The organism is Litchfieldella xinjiangensis, from assembly GCF_000759345.1.
GTDB classification, from domain to species: Bacteria; Pseudomonadota; Gammaproteobacteria; order Pseudomonadales; family Halomonadaceae; genus Litchfieldella_A; species Litchfieldella_A xinjiangensis.
Genome location: NZ_JPZL01000002.1, coordinates 878,977 through 903,582, shown reverse-complemented (window position 1 = coordinate 903,582; position 24,606 = coordinate 878,977). Strand labels below are relative to the sequence as shown.

Below are 24,606 nucleotides of genomic sequence, written 5' to 3'. Positions count from 1 at the left end.
CGAAGCGCGAACCTGATGACCGGCATAAAAAAACCTCGCCGACCCTAAGGGTCGGCGAGGTGGGTCTTGCTCGAGTTACGGCCGGCTTATGCGGTCAGTAACGCGTTCAATCGTTTGACGTAGTCGGCGGGATCCTCGAGATGGCCGCCTTCTGCAATGATGGCCTGATCGAGCAGCACACGAGAGAGATCAGTGAACCCCTCGCCTTCCGCCGTCTCCAACCTGCTTACCAAGGCATGGTCAGGGTTGAGCTCGAGTATGGGTTTGACCTCGGGAAGGGGCTGCCCCGCGGCTTCCATGATGCGACGCATCTGGAAGCCCATTTCATGTTCTGGCAAGACCACGCACGCCGGCGAATCGGTAAGGCGGTGGGTGACCTTCACATCCTGCACATGGTCGCCCAGCGCTTCCTTGACTCGCTTGACCAGGGACTCCTTGGCTTTTGCCGTCTCTTCCTGGGCTTTTTTCTCTTCCTCGTTCTCGATGTCGCCAAGATCGAGCTCGCCCTTGGCGACGTCAACGAAGGTCTTGCCGTCGAATTCAGTGAGATGGCTCATCAGCCATTCATCGATACGATCGGAGAGCAGCAGCACCTCGATGCCCTTCTTGCGGAAGATTTCCAGGTGCGGGCTATGCTTGGCCGCGTTGAAGCCGTCGGCCACGATGTAGTAGATCTTCTCCTGGCCTTCCTTCATACGCGATACATAGTCGGCCAGGGACTGATCCTGTGTGGAACTATCGGTATGTGTGGTCGAGAAGCGCAGCAGACCGGCAATCTTGTCGCGGTTGGCGTGATCCTCGCCCGGGCCTTCCTTGAGCACGGCGCCGAAGGTATTCCAGAAGGTCTGGTAGGCTTCCTGATCCTTGGCCAGCTTCTTGAGCATGTCCAAGGCCCGCTTGGTCAATGCGGACTTGAGCTTTTCGACTTGAGGGTCCTGCTGAAGCAGCTCCCGGGACACGTTGAGCGAAAGATCCTTGGTGTCTATCACGCCCTTGATGAAACGTAGGTAGAGCGGCAGGAACTGTTCGGCATCGTCCATGATGAAGACGCGCTGCACATAAAGCTTGAGGCCGCGTGCGCCATCGCGCTCATAAAGATCGAACGGTGCACGGCCCGGTACGTATAACAGGCTGGTGTACTCGAGCTTGCCCTCGACCTTGTTGTGGCTCCAGGCCAACGGATCGCTGAAGTCGTGGGCGACGTGCTTGTAGAATGCCTTGTATTCCTCATCGCTGATCTCGGACTTCGGGCGAGCCCAGAGCGCCGTGGCCTCGTTGACCGTTTCCCAGCCGTGGGTTTCGTTGCCGTCATCGTCCTTGTCCACGGTAGGCATGCGTACCGGAACCTCGATGTGGTCCGAGTACTTGCGCACCAGGCCCTTGAGACGGTAATCGTCGGCGAATTCCTTGGCATCCTTCTTGAGGTGCAGAACAATCTCGGTACCACGGGCAGCACGCTCGATATCGGCGATGGTGAATTCGCCTTCGCCCTTGGAACGCCATTCGACCCCCGCGTCATGGGGAAGATCGGCACGACGGGTGCGCACCGTGACCTCATCGGCAACGATGAATCCAGAATAGAACCCCACCCCGAACTGCCCGATCAAGCGGGCATCCTTCTGCTGTTCGCCCGAAAGCTGCTTGAGGAACTCTGCAGTGCCACTGCGTGCGATCGTACCCAGGTTGCTGATCACCTCGTCGCGGCTCATCCCAATGCCATTGTCGCGAATGGTCACGGTATTGGCCTTGGGGTCGTGCTCGATCTCGATGCGCAGCTCGCTGTCACCCTCATAGAGGGCATCGTTGTCCAGCGCCTGGTAACGTAGCTTGTCGCAGGCATCCGCGGCATTCGAAATCAGCTCACGCAGGAAGATCTCCCGGTTCGAATACAGGGAGTGGATCATCAGGTGAAGCAGCTGCTTGACCTCGGTCTGAAAACCCAGCGTCTCTTCATGGGTGGCGGTGGTCATGGAACTAAGCCCTCATCGATCACATCGGTGGTTGAACGTCCGTGTTGCAGACGCCCTGTTACGTGAACGGGATATGGGGCTCGGCATTGGCTTTTCAAGCGTGCCTCATGCCTCGGGTGACAAGTCCTTCCAGACACGATACGCCGCCAGATGGCGATCCACGCGTGTCAGCAACCAGCCAACGATCACGACGTCATCGACGAGGCCGATAATGAACAGGAAATCGGGAATCAAATCCAGGGGTGAAATCAGATAGGCTAATGCCAGGCCCATCCATCCAAAAGCCGCCCAGGGAACGGGCCGATAGCGCCCCCTGATGGCATCCGACGTCATGGGCAAGAACAGGCGCAACGCGCGCCCGATTCGCTGGATGGCCCAACCGCGCCGGCCCAAGCGCCCGAACAGGGTTCCACTCAGCCATTTCACCATAACCATCACTCCTTGAATTGCGCTGAGGCCTACAGTGTAGCCTGTCCTCACATGGGAACATCCATTGTCGGGGGATGGCGACACTACTCAAATGCCTCGTCTTCGGCGAGGATGGGAGCTTAACTCCGTTTCCCCTGCTGGAGGCATGTCGTCATGCGCCGACGCCCCTTTGCAAGACGCCTTGGCGTGCTTCTCATTTCTCTGACATCGACGCTGCCCATTGTCACGTTCGCCCAGGACAACGACGATGCCATGCGCGATGCGCTCAATGCCGCACGTAGCCATCAATGGAACCAGATCGATTACGCGGCCATCGAGGGCCATCCCCTGGCGGGTTATGTCGAATACCATCGCGTGAAGAGCCGGCTGCCGGTGGCCGATCCCAATGAAATCCTCGATTTCATTCATCGGTATGACGATTCGCCACTGGCCGAGTGGATGCGTGGCGCGGCCATATCGAGCTATGGCCAGGCCGGCCGTCACGTCAGCCTTCTCGAAGTCAGCGACGGCGAGCCTACCGGCACGGAGCGGCGCTGCTACTACTACACCGCCCTGCTCGATAGGCAACCCGACGTTGCCACCGAAGGGGGTCGTGATTTATGGCATGTCGGGGCTTCACAGCCCTCGGCCTGCGATACGTTGTTCGACACGCTGCGGGCCCGCGGCGATATCGACGACACCGATATCTGGGAACGCATGATGCTTGCCTGGGAGAACGGCGAGACGGGTCTGATGAACTACCTGGAGCGTCAGTTGAACAGCGAGTGGCAGACGGCTACCCAAGCGGTTGCCGAGTTGCAGCGTAACTTTTCGGCGGTTACCCGCGTTCCTGCGAGGGTGGGGCCCGGCGGCCAGGGCAGCGGCCCGATGTTCGCTGCAGCCATGCATGGATTCACACGCGCCGATACCGAGGCCGCACTCGAAGCTTGGCGCAAGATCGCCCCGCATGTAGATATCGAGGCGAGTTACCGGCATGCCATCGAGCGTGACCTGGCGTTCTATTCGATGGTGCGTGAGGTGAGCAACAATCAAGGCTGGGTCGATGACGCCCTTGCCCGCCTGGCCGAGCCGGACCTTCTCGAACTGCGTGTCCGCCGGGCGTTGGCCGAGCGCGATTGGCGCGGCGTCATCGATTGGGTTCATGCCATGCCGGATGAACCACGTCAGCAGGCGCGTTGGCAGTACTGGCTGGGGCGGGCCCTGGAGCAGCTTGGTGATCCAAAGACCGCTGAAAAAGCCTTCACTGCCGCAGCGGGGGAGCGAAGTTTCTTTGGGTTCGCCGCGGCGGACAGACTCGGCCAACCCTATAATCTCAACCTCGATCGTGCCACCTTCAACGATGCCTACCGGCAGGAAGTCGACCAGTGGCCCGTGGTCCAGCGCACCGAGGCCTTGATGCGTATTGGCGAGCAGGGCCTGGCCAACAGTGAATGGTACACCGCCGCTGCCCGCGCCAGCGCTGACCAAGCCCACGCCTTGGCAGACTATGCCCGCCGCCAGGGTTGGTATCCCAAGCTGGTACAGACCACCATCGCCGCCAAAATGTGGGATGCGTTGGATTGGCGTTTTCCCGAAGCATACCGCGACGACTTTCTAAAATGGGGCGCCGCCAACGATGTCGATCCCTACCTGCTGATGGGCATCGCACGGCGCGAAAGTGCCTATAACCCTCAAGCCCTGTCACCGGCAGGTGCGCGTGGCCTGATGCAATTGATGCCAGGCACCGCCACTCTTGTCAGCCGTCAGTTGGGCATCGCCGACCCGGGGCCTCATGGTGTGTTGGAGCCTGAAGTCAACATTCGCCTGGGCAGCGCTTATATCAGTGACATGATCGATCGCTACCGGGGGAACCGCATCGCTGCGACGGCGGCTTATAACGCGGGACCAGGCCGGGTCGATCGCTGGTTGCGTGAAGCCAATGGCGAGTTCGACCTGTTCGTCGAGAGCATTCCCTTCCGGGAAACCCGCGACTACGTCCAGGCCGTGCTTAGCTATCGCGTTATTTTCGAGAGCCTCGCCAATGGCGGCGACACCCAAGGTGTCACCATGCTGAGCGCCACGGAGAGGCACAGCCGCTACGACGCATCGCTACTGGCGCGAAACTGATTCATGATCAATACAGGACGGCACTGGGCTGATCCCGGCCGTCCTGTCAACCAACCCAGAGTACAAATAAAAAGTCAGGCCGGACGCTGGGTCAGGGCCAACTTGATTCCGAACAGGATCATGACTCCACCGGTCGCCCCCTCGAGGCTTCTGGATACCCAACGTTTCGAGAGCCACCGACCCGCGCTCCCCACCATGATGGCAATGCCGATCTGCCACACGTTGGCAATCACGAAGTGCACCCCCGCTAGCCACAACGACTTGGCCAGCGCAGGGTCGTCCGGCGCGATGAACTGAGGAAGAAACGCCATATAGAACACGACAGTCTTGGGATTGAGCACATTCGACAGGAAGCCCTCTCGCAGGGGCACCCAAATCGGGACTTGCTTCTTGCTGCATGACACACCCGCGATCGGCAGCGGCTGGCCCCGGCGCGCGCTGGCAAGACTCTGGAGCCCCAGCCAAACGAGATAAGCGGCCCCCACCAGCTTGAGCAGCCCGAACGCCCACGCCGACTGCAGAAGTACGATCGATATGCCCAACGCGGATACCGCGGCATGGACGAACAAGCCACAACATATCGCCAGGCTGGTCAGCGTACCGTCACGCAAGCCACCCCGCGTGGTATTGCGTATCACGAGCAGCGTGTCGACACCGGGTGTCATTGTCAGCAGGGTGATAGCAACCAGAAACGACCAGAACGAAGCGTCCAGAAACATGGGTTGGCTTCCCTATCAGGAAAAGAGCCCGCGCCGAGCGTGCTTGACTGAAATCTGCTCGTTCAGTGTCCAGAAATCGTAAAGGACACCCAGCAGGAACAGACCACCTGTCAGCAGATACAGCAACCCGGTTAGCCATTTTCCCATGTAGAAACGATGCAATCCGAAAATGCCGAGAAACGTCAGCAGGATCCAGGCCAACGAATAGTTGACCGGCCCTGGCCGGAAACGCAGGCTCGCTTGTCTATCCATCGAAGGAATCAGGAACAGATCGATCAGCCAGCCTATTCCCAATAGTCCCAGGGTGAAGAACCAGATCGTACCCGTCACGGGCTTGCCGTAGTAGAAGCGATGCGCCCCCAGGAAACCGAAAATCCATAACAGGTAACCCATTACCTTGCTATGGGTATCCCCCGCCACCGTATTCAAAGTTGACATGCCACCTCCCAATAAAAACATATACTTAGGATGACCAGAACCGTTCTAAACTCACTCTATGGCCGCTAGCGTCATGCTGCCAAGGGCGTCTGGACGTACCCGAGGTTTCGATCTAAAGTGATTTGGCGGGCATCGGCTCGGGCCAAAACGTCACCATATTGACGCAACCTGGGCCCTGATGCATCATCCGCTGCGTTGGTTTGCAAGTAGAATGTCGTCAGTTGTTGATCGATTTTTCGAGACTCCCAGTGCGCCTTCTTCTTTGCCTGACCCACGCATTACGGGCACAGGGCATAGGCCGAACCTTTGCCGGCCCAGCATCATCATTGGATAGTAAAGGAAATCGACAATGGCAACTGGCACTGTCAAGTGGTTCAACGATACCAAGGGCTACGGCTTCATCTCTCCGGACGACGGCGGTGACGACCTGTTCGCCCACTTCTCCGAGATCCAGGCAGACGGTTTCAAGACCCTGCAGGACGGACAGAAAGTCACGTTCGAAGTGACTCAGGGCAAGAAAGGCCTTCAGGCCGCCAACATCAAGGTCGCCAACTGATCGATTACGATCCGTTCGACTACGATTGGCCAGTTGCCTAACGCGCGAGCCTTAAGCAAGTGGTAAAAAAAAGGTCCACCAAGGTGGACCTTTTTCGTGCGTGCCACGAAATTCTGCAATCCGCGTGGTTACTGCTGGGTATCGCCACTTTCAGGAAGTTCGACGTTTCCAGCCGTTGGATCCTGTTGCTCGACCTCTTCGAACTGGCGATCGATCTCACGCTGGGCTTCCTCGAAACGCCGTTCGGTCTCTTCCATGAAGGCTTCGATTTCCGAATCGGTCGTCTCGCCCGGCATGGCATTGTCATCACTGACACCCGCCGGCTCCCCTAACGTCTCGTCAGGATCCGCCTCGATAGATTCCTCACCGCCAGCTTGAGATGATTCATTAGTGGAGTTCGACCCGGTCTGAGCTTCAGGCACTTCGTCGCCGGTAGCGGGTTCGGGGCTTTCCGGCTGCGCAATATTACCCTCGGGCTCGCCCTGAGAGGATTGCTCGGTGCTGGGCTCGCTTTGTGTAGCTGGCTCATTCGGTTCGTCTTCACCACACCCCACCAAAGCCAAGGTCAGGGCCAATACCGCAATACCCCCTATCCAGGGTCGAATCATGAGTCTCTCTCCGCTGAGCTTAAAATCGTGACACATTCCACCAGAGGCCGAAGGTGGCCGCAAGGGACGTCACTCGCCGATGTCTTCGTTCCAGAGTTCCGGATGCTCGCTGATGAACGCTTTCATCATTTCTCGACAGTATGAATCATCCATGACCTCGAGGGAGACACCGCTCGCCTCGAGATGCGCCTCATCACCGAGAAAGGAACGATTTTCACCAATGACGACGCGCGGGATGCCGTACAGTAAAATGGCGCCACTGCACATTGGACAAGGCGACAGTGTCGTGTAGATGACCGCTTCACGGTAGAAACTCGCCGGCTGTCGCCCGGCATCCTCGAGGGCAGCCATTTCCGCGTGCAAGATCACACTGCCCTGCTGGTGCCGTTGGTTGTGACCACGGCCCACGATACGCGAGCGGTGTACCAGCACCGAACCGATCGGCACCCCGCCTTCGGCCAGACTTTTGCGCGCCTCTTCTAACGCCGCTTGCATAAATTCATTCATGAAATGCTCCGAAGGTCCCTAGCCGCGAGCGGGAATACTGCGTTGGGTTTCAGCTTATGGCGTCGCCACGCCTCGGGCAAGCATGCTCACTGGGCGTGCCAGACCTCGGCCCAGCGCCACCCATCCTTTTCCACATAGGCCTTGAGGTAGCGCTGCGCATCCAACTCGTTCAAGCATGCATGTAAGCCTGCCTCATCCCGGTCGCACTCGGGCATAGGCGCCAGCGCGCCCGGTGGAACCTCCGGGCGCTCCTCGCTAGGAGAGACAAAACGGCTCAGTACATTGATGTAACTTTCCATGGCATACAGAGTCATGTCCAGTTTCAGCCGAACCGAACCGGGCAGCTCTGGGCAGCATAGGTACGTTACCGACAACGCTTGATGCAATCGTGCCAAGGCAAGAGGCAGGGAGCGATCCACGACAGTATCGTGATAGTAATGAATGATCGGGAAGGCCAGGTGCTGCTGGCCCACGTTGACGATCGTTCCCGAGAGTTGGTCGGCCCGCTCAGCCAACTCAGCGTAGTCCCCGTCTCCACGCGTGCGCTCAAGCATGGCCTGTGGACTGAGGCCCATCGTATGGATGGAGACGGCCAGTTGCCGTTTCTGCGTTACGCCTGAAACGATCGACAACACGTAGGTCACCGCCAATGTGAACAGGAGCAGGCCATTAGCCGCTGCCATGACAGACAGAAGCTGCCAAAGGGCTTCGCCTGGCACTTGGTCGCCGTAACCCAACGTTGTGATCGTATAACCCACGAAATAGGCCCGCTCAACCCAACTCGCCGAATCCCCTGTGCTGCTACTGACTACGGCGTAAGTCCCCCCGCAGAAGACCAGCCACCACCCCAGCCAGATCAGGGCTACCCACGAAATAATCAGCCCCATCGTGACCCAGGGACCCGAGGCCTGAAGCATTCCGGGCAAGTGATTACGCCGGTGTAGCCGGAGAAGAATATGCCAGATACCTTCAACCAGGCGGGTCGTCATGGGGCCGGACTTGGAGGCCGCCAGGGTCGTCTGGATGGCATCGTAACAGGTGAACATCACCAATAGGGCTCCCAACAGGGAGAGAATCGGGTGCATAGGCTCCTTCCTATCATGGCCAGCAGGTCCTTGCTGGCTCGAGAGTTGATTACTACTGTAGCGCATGCCGCCCTGGCCATGGCTCGACCTCAATCCCTACTAGAGGGAGCCAAGCCACAGGCAACGCTTCAACAATTTTTTTGAAAGCATAGGTAACAGGCCCTCACTCACCTTTCCATCCAGGGAGATCCTCTCAGATCGGAGGTGCTGATTTTATTCTTAATAAACAGCACATTATATAAGTGACAAAAGACTACACTAGGTAATATTAACTCAGGTTAATCGTCAGGAGTGGAAGGAAGCTGCACATTGGATTTCATTGGGAAACATAAACGGCTTGATGCCACGCTCATATCGTACCTACGTTTAACGTGATGGCGGAGACGCCAGCAGTGCCGATAGACGGTAAATGGAAGTACTAACACGCTATTCCAGTAGTAAGGAGATAGACATGGCACAGCGCAATCAGAATCCGGGTAATTTCCAGAACGATCGTGAAAAAGCCTCCGAAGCCGGTCAGAAGGGTGGCCAGGAGAGCAGTGGCAACTTCGCCAACGATCCGCAGAAAGCTTCGGAAGCAGGCCAGAAAGGCGGCCAGAACAGCGGTGGCAACTTCGCCAACGATCCGCAGAAGGCGTCTGAAGCAGGCCAGAAAGGCGGCCAGAACAGCGGTGGCAACTTCGCCAACGATCCGCAGAAGGCGTCTGAAGCGGGTCAGAAAGGCGGACAGAACAGCAGTGGCAACTTCGCCAATGACCCGGAGAAAGCCTCTGAAGCGGGTCAGAAAGGCGGCCAAAACAGCGGCGGCAACTTCGCCAATGATCCGAAGAAAGCCTCTGAAGCCGGCAAGAAAGGTGGCCAGAACCAGGGCCATTAATTATCCCGATCCGCCAAGGACGGCGAACCTTCGATCGATGGGATTCGCTTCAACCGTAAGCGACGCAAGAGGTCCGACATGGATAGTCGGGCCTCTTAGCCTACAGGTAAGTAGGACATAATTTGCATGCGTATCGAGGGGTAGCTTCACCTATAGAAGTCAACTGAAGGCAGGAAGCATGGCTGTTACTGACAGGATGAGTCGGTAACAAAGGAGCGCCATCACAATGAGCACAAGGAATACGTGTCGAGACCTCAGTAACGTTGACAATGGTACGCCTTCGAAACAGCAAGGCATGGAAAATACTGCCGGAGGCAGTAGCTTGGGAAAAGTCCTCTCCTCGCAAGGTCCCTTGAGCCTACAGGAGTGGTCGGAGCTTTCTGCCATTGAAGAGCCCCCATTGACGCTGAAAAAGGACAGCATTGTCTATAGCGAGAAATCGCCTTCTCATTATCTATTCACGCTTGAAGAAGGCTGGGCCTGCGCCTACCGCACGGCAGAGGATCGGTCCAGGCAGCTATACGACGTCTTCGTACCCGGCGATCTTATCGGATTAAGAGAATTCTCTCTGGATAATAACAGTACGGAAGTCATCATGCTGACGGATGGGCGTATCGCACCCACCCCAAAGACAGCGCTGATCGACTCAGTTCATCGTTATCGATCGCTTGCGGATCGGCTTCTTGCAATCCTCATCTATCAGCACAACATCATCTCGGATCGTTTGAAAAGCTATGCCCATCATGATGCGACGACGAGGATTATACATCTCATACTCGAACTCAACATGCGCTGTGCCAGGCATGAAAACCGTCGCACCAATTGCTTAAACATACCCCTCTCTCAATCCCTGATCGGCGCACTACTAGGCATGACCGGAGTGCATGTCAGCCGTTGTTTTTCTTACCTTGAGGAACACGGTTTGATACAAAAGGAAAAGGGAAAAATTAAGATTTTGAACTACAAAGAGATGGTAGGGTTATCCCATTTCGAATCGGATTTCCTATCAAGGGAAAGTGAGCTAGGCAACCGTATCGGTTTGTCGTGACATTTTTCGCCTCGTTTTACTTACAACGGATCTGATCGAGGCAGTCAAGGAGGTACTCATGTTCCATCATTCAGGAAAGCTTCAATATCCGGTCAAGGTCGACAAGCCGGATCCACAATTTGCCATGTTACTGCAACAGGCCATCGGCGGGGTAGAAGGCGAAATCCGCGTAGCCATGCAGTACTTCTTCCAGGCCATGGGCGCCCGTGGTGACGACAGGATCAGAGACATGCTCATGTCGACCGCGACCGAAGAGCTCTCTCACATCGAGATGCTCGGCCACGCCGTTGCACTCAATCTGGAAGGTGCCCCCGTGCACTATCAGGAAGAGTCTGCCAAGGACCCGGTGATCAACGCCATCCTGGGCGGCGCCAACCCGCGCCATCTCCTGTCTTCCGGGTTGTCGGCCATGCCGGTGAATGCCAATGGCGTGCCCTTCGACATGAGCCATGTCTACGCTACAGGCAATATCGGTGCAGACATGTTGGCCAACGTGACCGCAGAAGCGGGCGGCCGCGTTCTGGCATCGCGCCTTTATAACTGGACCGACGATCACGGAATGAAAGACTTCCTGTCCTTCTTGATCGCTCGCGATACCTATCATCAGCAGCAATGGCTGGCGGTAATCGAAGACATGGGCGGTATGGAAGCGCAGTTGCCGATACCCAACTCCACGCCCGAATCGCACGAAGCCATGCAACATTCCTACTACTACCTCAATACGCTGCTCGATAAGGAGGCCCCGCAGGGTCGCTGGTCGCAAGGCCCCTCTCTCGACGGACGCAGCGAATACAGCTTCAAGAACCAGCCGGAGCCGGAAGGACAGGAGCCCAAGCTTGGGGGAGCCAAGCCTCATTCCGGCGCTCAGAATGAGCAGGTCGATCCGAAGAAGTGATTTTCAGACGCTAAACAGGAGGATGTATGGCAACGGAAACAGAAAAGCACCTGACCGATTGGTTGCGTGATGCCCATGCCATGGAGCAACAAGCCGAGAAAATGCTCGAGGGCCAGGCGAGCCGTCTTGAGCATTATCCCGAGCTCCGGGCCCGTATCGAACAGCATATCCAGGAAACGCGCGGGCAATCGAAGAAACTCGAGGAATGCATGTCTCAAATGGGGGTCGATCTATCGACACTCAAGGACATGGGCGCCAAGCTCACCGCGTTCGGGCAGGCCATGAGTGGCATGCTGGTCAGTGACGAAGTGGTCAAGGGCTCCATGGCGAGCTACTCGTTCGAGCACTTCGAAATTGCCAGCTACAAGGCTTTGATCCAAGCCGCCGAAGCGGCCGGGAAACCCGAAGTAGCCAGAGTCTGCCAGGAAATCCTCAAGGAAGAGGAAGCGATGGCCAAATGGCTTTCGGATCATCTGGACGACACGACGCGCAAGTTCCTCGAACGTGCAGAAAGCGGGCAACTGACGGCCAAGAGCTAAGTCGGTTGGAAGTCCATCAAGCTTAGGCCTGATGGACTGCGAGGTAACGACCGGGCATCTGCGATGCCCGGTTTTTTTTATTGCCGCCGAACAGGGCTCAAGACCAGGCCGCTCCTCGGCAAGGTTGGCATGCGATCCTGAGGGATGGCGAGATCCTGGTCCGGTATTTGGTAATCAATGGTTTGTGTCAGCTCCTCTACTGCCATCAACATGAGCGCCAGGGTGATGCGCTCCCCCGGGCAGCGATGATTACCGGCCGCGGTGTCCCCTCCCTGAGGCACCAGGGCAAAGCCACTGTCTTCCCAACCAGTAAATCGATCGGGATTGAACGACTCCGGGTCTTGCCAGACGTAAGGATCGTGGTTGGTCCCATACAGATCGAAGACCACCTGTCGATCCTTGGGGAATTCCACGCCCTGCCACTCAAACGGTACTCGCGTCCTGGCTACCAGGCAGGGAAAGAAAGGATAGAATCGACGAACTTCCTCTAGAAAACATGCGCGGTAGCCCCCCTCCTTGTCGGCCTGGAGCTTGCGGCGTTCCTCTGGGTAGTGATGCATCGCCAAGGCGGCAAAAACGATGTAGCGTGAAACCGCCACGACGGGCCGTAACACATTCAACAATTCCACCGCGGCCACGCGAGCATCGAGCAATGTATCGTCCCAATCGCGATGCCAGGCAACCTGATGAAGAAAGGTATGATCCCCAGGCGTCATTGATTGGCTGCGCACTGATTCGATCACATCGGCCAGGCGGCGTTCTGCGCGCTTTCGCGCCGCACGGCCTTTCCAATGGTGTATACCGATCGCTCCTGCGCTATCGATCAGTAGGGTGAGCTCCCGGGTGCGCTCGGCAAGCTCGGAATCAGCCAAGGGTAGCCCGACCCAATCATGAACCCCTTGGCAAATGATCTCATTCATTTCACCAAAGAGCACAACGCGCTGCGCGGCTTCCCACTTCGGCAAGCGCGCTCGCCAATGATCGCGCGTCAAATCGACGAGTTCCTGGATACGATCGGGATCCATCAACCCCAGGAAAAGCTGTTTGCGCACACGATGCGCCTGGCCCTCGAGGCCCTGCACACCGCCCTCGCCGAACAAGGTCTTGCGCAACCGGCCTGGAGCAGCGCCTTCACGAGTGAATCGCTCGCGGTCGTAAAAGACTCGCGCGGCCTCCTCTCCCCTCAGGAATAGGGTTTTCTCCATCAAGAGGCGCGCTTCGAAAATAGTTGAGCCATGCTTTTCGCAGCGTCGAGGAATAAAGTCGTAGCCCTCACGCAAGAACGCTAGCGTGCTGTCCAGTGCTTTCTCATGTGGAACGCGGCTGCTCATGCGTTTATCTCCTTGATCTTATGTACGACGATCAATGCGCTTTGGGCATGATATCCTGAGAAAACTGCTTAACCGATGCCTTGACGATATCGATGGCATCCGGATCGCCATTGATCAATGCAGACATATACGCTTTGGCCTGCTCGCGCTTGATATGCGGCGGGATGGGCGGTACATCGGGATCGGTATGGACTTCGAGCACGACCGGGCGGTCGCTCGTCAGCGCTCTATCCCAGGCATCGCCCAACTGCTCTGGATCGTCGACTTCGATCCCCTCGAGGCCGAGCATCGCGGCATAGTGAGCATAAGGGAAGTTGGGTAGGTTCTGGGAAGCTTCATACTTGGGATCGCCATCCTGCGCGCGCATTTCCCAGGTCACCTGGTTCAGGTCCTGATTGTTCAGCACCATGACGATCAAGCGGGGGTTCGACCATTGATGCCAGTATTTGGCGATGGTGATCAATTCCGCATTTCCATTCATTTGCATGGCACCATCGCCCACCAACGCAATGGCGACACGCTCGGGAAACGCGAACTTGGCAGCGATGGCATAAGGCACTCCGTTGCCCATGGTCGCAAGCCCCCCCGATAGCGAGGCTTTCATGCCACGACGCATGCGTAGATCGCGTGCATACCAATTGGCGGCCGAACCTGAATCACTGGTCAGGATGCAGTCCTCTGGCAAGCGGGGCGACAGTTCCCAGAATACCCGTTGGGGATTGACCGGGTCGGCATCGACCATGGCGCGCTCTTCCAGCACCTGCTGCCATCGTGTCACGCTCTTCTCGATTCGCTCACGCCAGCTGCGATCCTCCTTGTATTCGAGATAAGGTAACAGCGCCCTGAGCGTCGATGCGCTATTCCCGGTGAGGTTCACCTCCATCGGGTAGCGCATGCTCAACATACGGCCCTCGATGTCGATCTGCACCCCACGCGCCTGCCCTTCCTCCGGAAGAAATTCAGAATAGGGAAAGCTGGAGCCCACCATGAGCAAGGTGTCGCAATTGGCCATCAACTCCCAACTGGGATTGGTGCCGAGTAGACCGATCGATCCCGTCACGAAGGGAAAACCATCCGGCACCACGGTCAGCCCCAACAGGGCCTTGGCTACTCCTGCTCCCAGTCGCTCGGCCACCTCGATCACTTCATCGGTGGCGCCAAGGGCCCCTGCCCCCACCAGGATAGCGACACGGTCGCCCTCGTTGAGCACTGCCGCCGCCTGCTCGAGATCCTCCTGGTGCGGAACGCTACGCGGGGCACGGTAGCCTACCCCCGAATGTACCGTGCCATGCGCATGCGGAGGGGTTTCAACGGCCGGCTGCGACTGAAGATCGTTGGGTACGATAATGGCGGTGACCGTGCGCTGCGCCTTGGCAATACGCATGGCACGATCCACTAGATGTCTCACCTGGCCCGGGCTGGTGGCCATATGTACGAAGTCACCGGCAACGTCCTTGAATAGCGAGAGTAGATCGACTTCTTGCTGGTATTCGCCCCCCATGGCTGTACGGGCCTGCTGGCCGACAATCGCTACGACAGGTGCATGGTCCTTTTTGGCATCGTACAGACCATTGAGCAGGTGAATCGCCCCGGGGCCGGAGGTGGCCATGCATACGCCGACCTCCCCAGTGAATTTGGCATGACCACAGGCCATCATGGCGGCCATCTCTTCATGCCTCGGCTGGATGAAGGTCATATCTCCCTCGGCTCGGTTCAGGGCTCCCATCAGACCGTTATTGCCATCCCCGGAATAGCCGAAGATTCGGTCTACCCCCCACGCCCGAAGCCGCCGAATCATGAAATCGCTGACATTCTCGCCCATGGTATGCCTCCGTGCATTGGTGATAGCGAATGAAAACAGCCGCCGTGGGCTAGCCCTAGGATTCAGACCAGCTCACGACGGCTTGAGGTGCGTCAGAGCGCACATTACTTCATTGTACGCCCGGTGCGTCAGATGTTGTCTCGCGGAATGCTGCGCTCCCAGTTCTGCGAGTAGACGCGGTAGTCATCCTCGTAAGCATCGAGTTGAGCATGGATATGGAATTGCTCGGAATCACAGGTCAATACCGTGCGAGTGTAGATTTCCACGTTCCAGTCATCGCGCTTGAAGACCCGCTCGGTATAGGTCTCACCCCGGGCCGAAGTGAATTCATCATCCACCACCGAGTACCATTCTCGGTTGCTGCGGTGGATTTCGGTGCCTATGTCGTCGATGCGGAAATTGCCCTGGTCGTTGACCACTTCCATCACCGATTCCTTGCTCGCCAGGTCGCGGTGCAGCAACCAGTTGTGCTCGCTGGGCGCCAAGGAGGTGGTTTTCAAGGGCTCTGCGCACTCGGGCGCGCCAAAGTCAGGCAATGAAACGTCATCCTCCCGGGGCGAACGTACCGGCAGGTGCAAGGCGCTCTTCTCGGGATAGATGTTGACCTGAACCGGCTCCGGCGGCAGCCAGGCCAAGGGCCAATAAGAGGTCGACACCGAGACACGGAGCTGGTGGCCAGCCGGGAAGTTCTGTGCAATCCCGTTCAGCGGCACCTGTACGCGATAGTGGCGCCCCGGTTCCAGCGGCTCGGGATGTGCGTCACTGTCACGGTGGGATAGATTGAGCAGCCCATAGGTGACGCGCGTCGCCTTCCCGTCGGGAGCCACATCGGATAGTCGAACCGCCACCATGCCCTGCGGCTTGTCGGCGGAAAGCTCGAGCTCCAGCGACGGCGTACCGAAGATTTCCAGGGGTTCGTCAAGCGTACGGCTGGTAAAGACCAGCGAGCCGCCGTCTTCCTCGCGCTGATCCCCCGGCAGATCGGGTGTGGCCGCGTAAGAGCACCACTTGCCGGCAAACATCCCCACGCTCACGGGCGACCGCAGCCCCATTTCGGTCGCTTCGAGTTCGTCCTCGGGCCGCTCGCCCACTTCTTCCTGACTGCCCAGGTCTACCGTATAGGGACCCAGCCGATGGCGGCGATGAGCGATATTGGTGGAAGGCCAGCCAGGCTCTCCAATCCAGCGCCCCGGGCGTTCTTCATAGGAGGTGTCCGGGGGAACGCTATCCTGGAGCCAGGCACGCAAGGACGGCTCGTCCATGATGCCGTTGTCCTTGTCCTTGAGCCAGTAGTCCCACCAGCGCAACGCCTCCTGGAGGAAGCCGATCGCCGGCCCGGGGATGCCCTGGTGTGGGTACTTGTGGCCCCATGGGCCGATCAAGCCCTTGCGGGGCACATCAAGGTGCTCCAGTAGCCGAAAGACCGTGTTGGTGAAGCCGTCGGCCCACCCACCGATCGCATAGACCGGGCACTTGATATCGGAGTAATACTCGCATATCGAACTCGTGGTCCAGTATTCGCTGCGCCGCTGGTGCTCCAGCCACTGCTCCAACCACAAGCCACTCCCCTTCAGGCGTTCGAACCACATGTCGCGCCAGCGATCGCCGACGATTTCAGGATCGGGCGGCAAGGTATTGAAGGCGAACATGACCGTGGCTTCGGACAGGTTGTCGCCGAGCAGGCAACCACCCATATAGTGCATGTTATCGGAGTACAGGTCGTCGCTGGAGCAAAGACTGATGATCGCCTTGAGGGCCTCAGGCTGCTTGGCCGCGACCTGGAGGCTATTAAAGCCGCCCCAGGAAATACCCATCATCCCGACCTTGCCATTGCACCAAGGCTGCTTGGCGATCCAGTTGATCGCATCGACCCCGTCTTCCTGTTCCTGCTGGGTGTACTCATCGGTAAGCACCCCGTCCGAGTCACCGCTACCGCGCATGTCGACACGCACGCAAACGTAACCATGGCCTGCCATGTAAGCGTGGTTGGTTGCATCGCGACCACGGGTCAGGTCGCGCTTGCGATACGGAATATACTCCATGATTGCCGGCATCGGTTCTTGCTCGGCCACTTCCGGCAACCAGATACGCGCGGCGAGGCGTGCCCCGTCGCGCATGGTGATGAAGGTATTCTCGATCTCGCGAATCTTGTAGGGGTACGAATCAATGAACTCCACGATTCCTCCTTACAGATCGGATGCCCATCACTCCGTGACGGGCTCGATATCGAAATTGAGGGCGTCAAGACACTCCTTGTAGCGCTGCGCAACCTGCTCGTGATCGTCGCCAGCGATAAAGATAGTGCCGAGGTGGTAAGCGAAGCTGTCCTGGTTGGGCAATTCACTGAGGCGGATCCCCGGCTCGACGTCAAGGCGCACCCGGGTACCCGGATAGCGGTCGCTCAATGCCTTGAGCTCCTCATCGCTGGGGACACGACGCACGACCCCATCTTGATGCTCGTAGGGGATCACGCACTTGGCCGCGACCGAATAAGGGCCCTGGCGATTGGGCAAGGAGGGACGCTCGCCCAACGCGATATCGATGGCCACCTCATGGTTGGACATGCCATCCACCATGATGAACATCTCGCTGTGCGACTGGGAAATGCGAGTATTGAATTCGATCAGCCAAAGCTTGTCGCTTTCCTCATCCCACATGAATTCCGCATTGAAACAGCCATTGTCATACCCGATATGTTCGAGAAATGTCTTGGTGGCCTGAATCATCCGGTGGTGGACGTGTTCCGGCAAGTCGCTGGGGTATTCGATCCGATCGAACGGCAGATCCGCCGTCGACCTGGGCTGAGTTACGATGCCGTGGACATTGAACTCGCCACGATACACCGTGCCCTCGGGAGCCCCCTGTTGCCCTGAGATGATCTGCTCGGCAATGCAACTGTTGCCGTCCATTTCCTGGATTTCGGGAGGCAGCTCAGCATGTCGCAGGGCTTCGTTGAACGGGTCACCGAAGTGGCGGATGCCAGCTCGAATTTCCTCGATGGCCTCACGAAACTGCTCATCGCTCTCGATCTTGAAACCGAGCTGGGAAGAGAAGGCCTTGACCGGCTTCAACCAGAAGGGATACTTGAGCGTGACCTGCTGTAGTGGATCGTCGACAAACGGATCGACACTACAGAATTCCGGCACACATTCGGGAATTACCTTCTGCTGTTCGAGACGGCTCCAGTACTTATGTTCGCACTTGAGCACGCTCTCGACAGAAGACGAAGGGATATTCCGCTCCTTGCACAGGATGGGCACCAGCACACTTGTGGGGAAGTCCCATTGCGCCACGATGGCATCGACACTGCCGCCAAAGTCATCCAGCTGTTGGCGAGCCTTGTCGAGCAACGCGTCGAAGGAAAAGCTCTCGGGTTCGACTGCGGACTCGATATCCAGAAGGTTATGGACATGGTAATCCCGCGAATGCCGCAGAGTCTCGAGCTCCTCGCGCTGTTGGTCTTCAAGCGCCACAACAAAAATGTCTCGCTTCATTCAGCAATCTCCATGACGAATAGGGAGTACTCAACAAAAGAACTCCCGTCTATCTTCCCTGTGCCCTCAAGATAGACACGGCATGAAGGAGACGCTATAGCGGAGACATATCTTTACCTCGCCAAACCTAGATCGAACTAACGCCACAAAAAAACACCCGAAGAGTTCGCTTCGGGTGGATTTGTCGGCGTACCGCTGCATGAACGCTACTCGGCCAAGGAAAGCCGAAACTCCTGTACCGACTGTTCATTCCTGAGCCGATCGGCCAGTAGACTCATGTTCCTGCGATCCAGTGTTTGCAACGTCATATGGTATTCGTAGACCGTCCCGCGCTGCACCAACCGATAACTGAGCGACTTGACACGAAACCCCTGCTCCTTAATCAAGCCACGGACTTCGGACTCGGTCAGCACACCATCGATGGGGAATGCCAACATCGTGTCGGCAAAATGCTGCATGGGCATTCTGGCCTCCACCCAACGAAACAGCGACAGGGTCACCAGAGTGATGATCGTGACCACCACGGCCGGGAACAGGAAACCGATGCCATACAGGATGCCCACCGCCGCCGTGACCCAGATCGATGCCGCCGTCGTCAGGCCACGTACCGTCAATCCTTCCTTGAAGATGACCCCCGCCCCCAGGAAACCGATACCGGTCATGATGCCCTGGGCCATGCGTGTCGGGTCGGTATTCACCGCGGATGTCGGCATGTTGGCACCGAACCATTGCCCCTGGTGCGTCGAGACCATCATGAGGAGCGCCGAGGCCAGGCAGACCAATGCGTGGGTACGAAATCCCGCCGGTCGTCCATGAAAGCTGCGCTCGAGCCCGATAAGGCTGCCCGCTAACCACGCGGCTCCCAGATACATGAGTATCGTTGCATAATCGGAAATCAACGGTGTCTGCCTCCCTGTGGCATCATCTGGCGTCCTGTATTTCAGCATGAATCGACACGAACCGCGTCAATTCGCGTCGACAAGAAGCAGGCCGGCACCCGGCCTGCTTGGCCACCTTGGTCATCTATTCAGCCAAGGCTTTCTCGACCACCTCATAGACGTTGGGCGACAATGCTTCGGCCCGTATCCGCTCCAGCTCCGCTTTCATCAGAGTCTGGCGCGACTCGTCGAAGCGCTTCCAGCGCGTCAGCGGCGTGATGATGCGTGCGGCAATTTCAGGATTCAGGCGATTGAGTTCGATCACCACATCCGCCAGGAGCCTGTAGCCCTCCCCATCCGGCCGGTGGAAATTGGCGCGGTTCTGGCCCGCGAAAGCACCGATCAGCGCACGCACCTTGTTGGGATTCTTGAGCGAGAAGGCGGGATGATCCATCAGGAACTTGAGGCGGTCCAGCACATCCTCCTGTGGCCGCGTGACCTGTATGGTGAACCACTGGTCCATGACCAGCGGATCGTGTGCCCACTTTTCGGCAAAGGTACGCAGCGCCGGATTGGCCAGGTCGTCACGCGAGCTATGCGTCAATAGCGTCAGGGCGGCGCGCACATCGGTCATGTTATGACCTGCCTCGTACTGCTCCTGGGCCAAGGTCACGGCCTCCTCGTCCTCGATGCTCATCAGGTAGGAGAGCGCCACGTTCTTGAGGCTACGCTGGGCAATCTGCTCGGGCTCCGGCGCATAGGGCGCGTCGGTCTGGTTGGCCCGATACGTGGCAAGAAACTCATCGCGCAGCGCCAATGCCAGGGACTGCTTGACGAAGGTGCGTGCGGCATGGATGGCGTCCACGTCGACCGTGGGCTGCTGCTCGGCGATATAGGCTTCCGAAGGCAGCGTCAGCATCTCGGCGAGGACTGCCTTGTCGGCGATTTCACTGGTCAGCAGGGTCCGGAAGGCCTCGGTCACCCTGACGTCCATCACCTTCTCGACCCCGTTACGGTGCGCAGCGATCAGGTCGTCCAGGGCGAGCATGGCCAGGCGCTGGCCGGCGTCCCAGCGGTTGAAGCCATCGCTGTCGTGCTGCAACAGGTAAGCGAGATCTTCACGGCTATAAGGGAAGCGCAGCTTGACCGGTGCGGAAAAGCCGCGCAACAGCGAAGGCACCGGCGCTTCGGCGATATCGGTGAAGACGAAATGCTGCTCTTCTTCACGCAAATGAATCACGGCATCGCTACCAAGCGGCTCGCCATCCAGTGTCATAGCCAGGTCCGTGCCCGACTTGGTGCCGACCAGCCCCATCCGAACCGGGATATGCAACGGCTGCTTCTCCGGCTGACCGGGCGTGGCCGGGGTGCGCTGGCGCAGCGTGAGATGATACTCGGCCTTGGCATAGTCGTACTCGCCATAGGCATCGATCTCCGGCGTACCGGCTTGGGAATACCAGCGCATGAACTGATCGAGATCCAGCCCCGACACCTCACGCATGCAGTCGACGAAATCCTCGATCGTCACCGCCTGACCATCGAACCGCTCGAAATAGAGATCGGACCCCTTGCGGAAGGTTTCCCAACCCAGCAGGTTCCGCAACATGCGAACCACCTCCGCGCCCTTCTCGTAGATCGTCAAGGTATAGAAATTGCTGATCTCGATGTAGTGATCGGGGCGAACGGGGTGGGCGGTAGGGCCGGCATCCTCGGCGAATTGCGCGGTACGGAAGAACGAGACGTCCTCGATGCGCTTGACCGGTGCCGAGTTGGTATCGGCCGAAAAGGTCTGGTCGCGCAGGACGGTGAAGCCCTCCTTGAGCGACAGCTGGAACCAGTCGCGGCACGTCACGCGGTTGCCCGACCAGTTATGGAAATACTCGTGGGCGACGATGCCTTCGACCCGCTGGAACGCCGCATCGGTCGCGGTCTGGGGATGGGTCAGCACGGCAGCCGAGTTGAATATGTTGAGGCCCTTGTTTTCCATCGCCCCCATGTTGAAATCATTGACCGCCACGATCATGAACAGATCCAGGTCATACTCGCGGCCATAGGTCTGCTCGTCCCACGCCATGGCACGCTTGAGCGAGGCCATCGCATGCTCGGTCTTGTCTAGGTTCTCCTCCTCGACCCAGATCTGAAGCGTGACGTCACGTCCGCTCTGGGTCGTGTAACGCTCTTCGACTTTCTGGAGGTCACCGGCCACCAACGCAAACAGATAGCTCGGCTTGGGGTGGGGATCTTCCCAGGTCACGAAATGCTTGCCATTCGGCAGCTCGCCGCGTTCCACCGGATTGCCATTTGAAAGCAGCACTGGCGAGGTACCGGCCTCACCGATCACCGTCGTGGAGAAGGTCGCCATCACATCGGGTCGGTCGGGATAATAGGTAATGCGGCGGAACCCCTCGGGCTCACACTGGGTGCAATACATTCCATTGGAAAGGTATAACCCTTCCAGTGCGGTGTTGGAGGCGGGGTCGATCTCGACCTCGGTATCCAACAGAAACCGCTCAGGAACCTCAGGCACCGTCAGGGTCGCTTCATCCACGACATACTCACCGTCGCCCAACTCCTGACCGTCGATCGCGACACGCAGCAGCGTCAACTGTTCGCCGTTCAATACCAAGGGCAGGCTTCCCTCGGCACGATCGGGATGACGCTCGATGTGCAGTCGCGCCGTGACCCGAGTGGCAGAGGGGGCGAGGTCGAACTTGAGTTCCGTGTGCGTGACCCGATAGGCCGGGGGCTGGTAATCGTGAAGATGGATCGGCTGCGGTGCAGACATCGGATGAACGCTCCTGTTCGGTAATCGCCATCCATTGTAAGGCGCATGAGGAACGATTCTCAAAGCACCCGGGGTAATCCCCGCAAATCGAAGGTCCGAATGTATAGCGCAGCTGGCCGAAAATCCGCCGTGTTCAGTACCGTGAAAGCCGCTGGGAAGACGGGCTCATGTCTGCCTTTGGCTCGGGCCGCGTAACGATCCAGAGACCCAGGAGCATGAGTAAAACGATCAAGAGCAGTTTCACCAGCATCAAAGTGACCGTGAGGGCCAGGACCAGGCAGGATAGGGCCAGCATGGCAACGGCAATCAACTTGGCATGCCTGGGGATGGCGCGCTCGCGCTCCCAGGCGAGGATGGCGGGGCCGAAGCGAGGATGGTGACGAATCCACCTGGCGAAACGTGGCGAACCCCGCGAGGCCGACCAGACGGCCAGGAGCATGAAGCACGTGGTGGGCATCAAGGGCACGAATACCCCAATGACGCCGAGCCCGAAGCTGGTGCCGGCCAGACCGATATAGAGGCTGTTGCGTACGGGACGCATCAGAGAGTGAATCGGCGGTTGAGAGGACACCTGCACCTCCGTCTGCAGCTTCGTGCCGTTTGAGTTAGGGTTTATTGAACCGCAATCACGCTTTCCGTGAAAATGTTAAAACCCTATCGCACATCAAGGCGTAATCAATGAACCATCCGGGCCATCTGAGTGTAGCGTATCGACACCACTCTCCACGAGGAACGCTCATGCCGTTCAGGATGACGGCCCTAGTTACCCTGCTGACCTGGCTGATGGCGCTTGGAGGCCAGGCCCAGGCAGCCGACCCCTTACGACTCGTGGCCACGACGGGCATGATTGCCGATACGTTGCGCCAGGTCGGGGGTAACGAGATCGAGGTTCGGGGCCTCATGGGGACCGGCGTCGATCCGCATTTGTACCGCCAGACACGTAGCGATATTTCGGCCATGGTCCAGGCCGATGCGGTATTCTGGCACGGCCTGTTCCTCGAAGCTCAACTGGAAGAGTTCCTGGCTCGGCTGGCCAAGCGGCGTCCTGTCTTCGCCGTCGCCGAAGCCGTCCCCGAATCGCAGCGGCTAGCCGACGCGGAGTACCCGGATCGCTGGGATCCGCATGTCTGGATGGACCCCGGCCGGTGGCGGCATGTCGTGATTGCGATACGCGACGCCCTGGTGACGCTGAGGCCTGCGGCACGCGATCGCTTCGTCGCCAATGCGGACGACCTGCTGGCACGCCTCGATGCTCTTGACACCTATGCTCGGCACGTACTGTCCAGCGTTCCGCCACGCTCTCGCGTCCTGGTGACCGCCCACGATGCTTTCGGATATCTGGGAGAGGCCTACGCTTATGAAGTGGAAGGTATCCAGGGATACTCGACTGAAAGCGAGGCGGGTCTGGCTCGCATGGAAGCGCTGGTGTCGCTACTGGTCGAGCGCCAGATCGGCGCGATCTTTATCGAATCCTCGGTATCCGAGCGCAATATTCGCGCCCTGATCGAAGGAGCGGCGGCGCGGGGATGGCCCGTCGAGGTCGGAGGCGAACTCTTTTCCGATGCCATGGGGCCGCCGGGAAGCTATGAAGGAACCTACATTGGCATGATCGATCATAACGTGACCTTGTTGGCACGCGCCCTGGGCGGCGAGGCACCGTTGGGCGGCATGCAAGGGAAACTGGCCGGCGGGACACAGCCCCTCGAAACGGGGTCCCGCCCATGAAGCCGCCAGCCATCCACGACCCGGCGATACTCGAAAGCCCCCTGGCCATCCAGGGGCTGACCGTGAGCTACGGGCAAAACCCCGTGGTGTATTCCGTGGATTTCGTCACGCCACCGGGGAGTCTCACCGCCATTGTCGGTCCCAATGGTGCGGGAAAGTCGACCCTGCTCAAGGCCGCGCTGGGTATCGTGAGGCGTCTCTCCGGTGAGGTGCTGGTCTATGGCAAGCCCTATGCCCAGCAGAGCCAACGTATCGCCTACGTTCCCCAGCGCAACAGTGTCGACTGGGATTTCCCCGCTACCGTACTCGATGTCGTGACCATGGGCCTGTTTCGGCAACTGCGCTGGTGGCAGTTCACTCGCAGGAAACACCGCGACACCGCCCTGGCATGCCTGGCACGTGTGGGTATGGAAAGTTTCGCCGACCGCCAAATCGGACAACTCTCTGGAGGTCAGCAACAACGTGTTTTCCTGGCGCGGGCCCTGGCCCAGCAGGCTGACCTCACCATCCTCGACGAACCCTTCGCCGGCGTCGATGCCGCTACCGAGAAGGCTATCGTCGAAGTGCTCAAGTCGCTGCGACAGCAGGGCAAGACGCTACTTTGCGTCCATCATGACCTGACCACGGTACGCGACTACTTCGATCACGTGCTTTTGGTCAACGTACGCCGCGTAGCGGCCGGCCCGGTCGATGAAGCCTTTACCGAGTCGGCGCTTCAGCAGGCCTATGGCGGGCGGCTCGGTGCGTTACAACTCGAGCGCATCGTCAGCGTCAATTCTACGCCAGGGGCCTGA

The 24,606-nt window shown here is 58.5% G+C and carries 22 protein-coding genes; 8 read left to right on the top strand and 14 right to left on the bottom strand.

Going from position 1 to position 24,606, the window contains the following annotated elements:
* Window positions 1-86: 86 nt before the first annotated feature.
* Together htpG and JH15_RS11500 are read right to left on the bottom strand one after the other, a co-directional pair.
* A complete protein-coding gene (htpG, locus tag JH15_RS11505) occupies window positions 87-1,970 on the bottom strand; it encodes a molecular chaperone HtpG (RefSeq protein ID WP_043530310.1) in 1,884 nt (627 codons plus the stop codon).
* Window positions 1,971-2,075: 105 nt separating this feature from the next.
* Entirely contained in the window at window positions 2,076-2,399 is a 324-nt protein-coding gene (locus JH15_RS11500; protein WP_043530308.1) for a YkvA family protein, read from the bottom strand.
* A 153-nt stretch (window positions 2,400-2,552) separates the two neighbouring features.
* On the opposite strand from JH15_RS11500, the gene JH15_RS11495 reads away from it, so the two are divergent.
* Window positions 2,553-4,505 carry a transglycosylase SLT domain-containing protein gene (locus JH15_RS11495; RefSeq protein WP_043530307.1) on the top strand — a complete coding sequence of 651 codons (1,953 nt, stop codon included), beginning with the start codon at window positions 2,553-2,555 and terminating at the stop codon, window positions 4,503-4,505.
* 74 nt (window positions 4,506-4,579) lie between these two features.
* Here the strand turns inward: JH15_RS11495 and JH15_RS11490 are convergent, their stop codons facing one another.
* The gene (locus JH15_RS11490) at window positions 4,580-5,224 is read right to left on the bottom strand and encodes a LysE family translocator (protein WP_043530306.1); all 645 of its coding nucleotides are present in this window, start codon (window positions 5,222-5,224) and stop codon (window positions 4,580-4,582) included.
* Between the two features lie 15 nt (window positions 5,225-5,239).
* Window positions 5,240-5,662 (bottom strand): TM2 domain-containing protein, encoded by a 423-nt coding sequence (locus tag JH15_RS11485; RefSeq protein ID WP_043530305.1) that lies wholly within the window; start codon window positions 5,660-5,662, stop codon window positions 5,240-5,242.
* Between the two features lie 349 nt (window positions 5,663-6,011).
* On the opposite strand from JH15_RS11485, the gene JH15_RS11480 reads away from it, so the two are divergent.
* The gene (locus tag JH15_RS11480) at window positions 6,012-6,218 is read left to right on the top strand and encodes a cold-shock protein (protein ID WP_043530303.1); all 207 of its coding nucleotides are present in this window, start codon (window positions 6,012-6,014) and stop codon (window positions 6,216-6,218) included.
* 128 nt (window positions 6,219-6,346) lie between these two features.
* On the opposite strand, the gene JH15_RS17545 is transcribed toward JH15_RS11480, so the two are convergent.
* The 3 genes from JH15_RS17545 to JH15_RS11465 form a co-directional block, all read right to left on the bottom strand.
* Window positions 6,347-6,826: a hypothetical protein gene (locus tag JH15_RS17545; protein ID WP_052384062.1), complete on the bottom strand. Its 480-nt coding sequence runs from the start codon at window positions 6,824-6,826 to the stop codon at window positions 6,347-6,349.
* Between the two features lie 69 nt (window positions 6,827-6,895).
* On the bottom strand, window positions 6,896-7,333 hold the full coding sequence (locus tag JH15_RS11470; RefSeq protein WP_043530300.1) for a nucleoside deaminase: 438 nt from the start codon (window positions 7,331-7,333) through the stop codon (window positions 6,896-6,898).
* Between the two features lie 86 nt (window positions 7,334-7,419).
* On the bottom strand, window positions 7,420-8,418 hold the full coding sequence (locus JH15_RS11465) for a potassium channel family protein (RefSeq protein WP_043530298.1): 999 nt from the start codon (window positions 8,416-8,418) through the stop codon (window positions 7,420-7,422).
* A 451-nt stretch (window positions 8,419-8,869) separates the two neighbouring features.
* Here JH15_RS11465 and JH15_RS18715 point away from each other — a divergent pair, with 451 nt between their 5' ends.
* From JH15_RS18715 to JH15_RS11445, 4 genes are all read left to right on the top strand, one after another.
* Complete coding sequence (locus JH15_RS18715) at window positions 8,870-9,295, top strand: con-10 family general stress protein (protein WP_052384061.1); 426 nt, start codon at window positions 8,870-8,872, stop codon at window positions 9,293-9,295.
* Window positions 9,296-9,590: 295 nt separating this feature from the next.
* Complete coding sequence (locus JH15_RS11455) at window positions 9,591-10,343, top strand: Crp/Fnr family transcriptional regulator (RefSeq protein ID WP_197053308.1); 753 nt, start codon at window positions 9,591-9,593, stop codon at window positions 10,341-10,343.
* A 58-nt stretch (window positions 10,344-10,401) separates the two neighbouring features.
* Window positions 10,402-11,238: a manganese catalase family protein gene (locus tag JH15_RS11450; RefSeq protein ID WP_043530295.1), complete on the top strand. Its 837-nt coding sequence runs from the start codon at window positions 10,402-10,404 to the stop codon at window positions 11,236-11,238.
* A gap of 26 nt (window positions 11,239-11,264) precedes the next feature.
* Window positions 11,265-11,777 carry a ferritin-like domain-containing protein gene (locus JH15_RS11445; protein WP_043530293.1) on the top strand — a complete coding sequence of 171 codons (513 nt, stop codon included), beginning with the start codon at window positions 11,265-11,267 and terminating at the stop codon, window positions 11,775-11,777.
* Between the two features lie 77 nt (window positions 11,778-11,854).
* Here JH15_RS11445 and JH15_RS11440 read toward each other — a convergent pair whose 3' ends face one another.
* The 7 genes from JH15_RS11440 to JH15_RS11410 all read right to left on the bottom strand — a co-directional run bounded on the left by JH15_RS11440 (window position 11,855) and on the right by JH15_RS11410 (window position 22,658).
* The gene (locus JH15_RS11440) at window positions 11,855-13,108 is read right to left on the bottom strand and encodes a cytochrome P450 (protein WP_043530290.1); all 1,254 of its coding nucleotides are present in this window, start codon (window positions 13,106-13,108) and stop codon (window positions 11,855-11,857) included.
* A 31-nt stretch (window positions 13,109-13,139) separates the two neighbouring features.
* On the bottom strand, window positions 13,140-14,930 hold the full coding sequence (locus JH15_RS11435; RefSeq protein WP_043530288.1) for a thiamine pyrophosphate-requiring protein: 1,791 nt from the start codon (window positions 14,928-14,930) through the stop codon (window positions 13,140-13,142).
* Window positions 14,931-15,058: 128 nt separating this feature from the next.
* Window positions 15,059-17,047, bottom strand: a complete 1,989-nt coding sequence (locus tag JH15_RS11430) for a CocE/NonD family hydrolase (protein WP_052384098.1) — start codon at window positions 17,045-17,047, stop codon at window positions 15,059-15,061.
* 87 nt (window positions 17,048-17,134) lie between these two features.
* Window positions 17,135-18,424 (bottom strand): ATP-grasp domain-containing protein, encoded by a 1,290-nt coding sequence (locus JH15_RS11425; protein ID WP_043530284.1) that lies wholly within the window; start codon window positions 18,422-18,424, stop codon window positions 17,135-17,137.
* A gap of 206 nt (window positions 18,425-18,630) precedes the next feature.
* On the bottom strand, window positions 18,631-19,323 hold the full coding sequence (locus JH15_RS11420) for an MgtC/SapB family protein (protein WP_043530282.1): 693 nt from the start codon (window positions 19,321-19,323) through the stop codon (window positions 18,631-18,633).
* A 124-nt stretch (window positions 19,324-19,447) separates the two neighbouring features.
* Window positions 19,448-22,087 (bottom strand): aminopeptidase N, encoded by a 2,640-nt coding sequence (pepN, locus tag JH15_RS11415; protein ID WP_043530280.1) that lies wholly within the window; start codon window positions 22,085-22,087, stop codon window positions 19,448-19,450.
* Window positions 22,088-22,220: 133 nt separating this feature from the next.
* Window positions 22,221-22,658, bottom strand: a complete 438-nt coding sequence (locus tag JH15_RS11410; RefSeq protein ID WP_331280875.1) for a YbaN family protein — start codon at window positions 22,656-22,658, stop codon at window positions 22,221-22,223.
* Between the two features lie 167 nt (window positions 22,659-22,825).
* Between JH15_RS11410 and JH15_RS11405 the strand changes: the two genes are divergently transcribed.
* Window positions 22,826-23,812 (top strand): metal ABC transporter solute-binding protein, Zn/Mn family, encoded by a 987-nt coding sequence (locus JH15_RS11405; protein WP_081948996.1) that lies wholly within the window; start codon window positions 22,826-22,828, stop codon window positions 23,810-23,812.
* A complete protein-coding gene (locus tag JH15_RS11400) occupies window positions 23,809-24,606 on the top strand; it encodes a metal ABC transporter ATP-binding protein (protein ID WP_052384059.1) in 798 nt (265 codons plus the stop codon). Before JH15_RS11405 ends, JH15_RS11400 begins: the two co-directional genes overlap by 4 nt.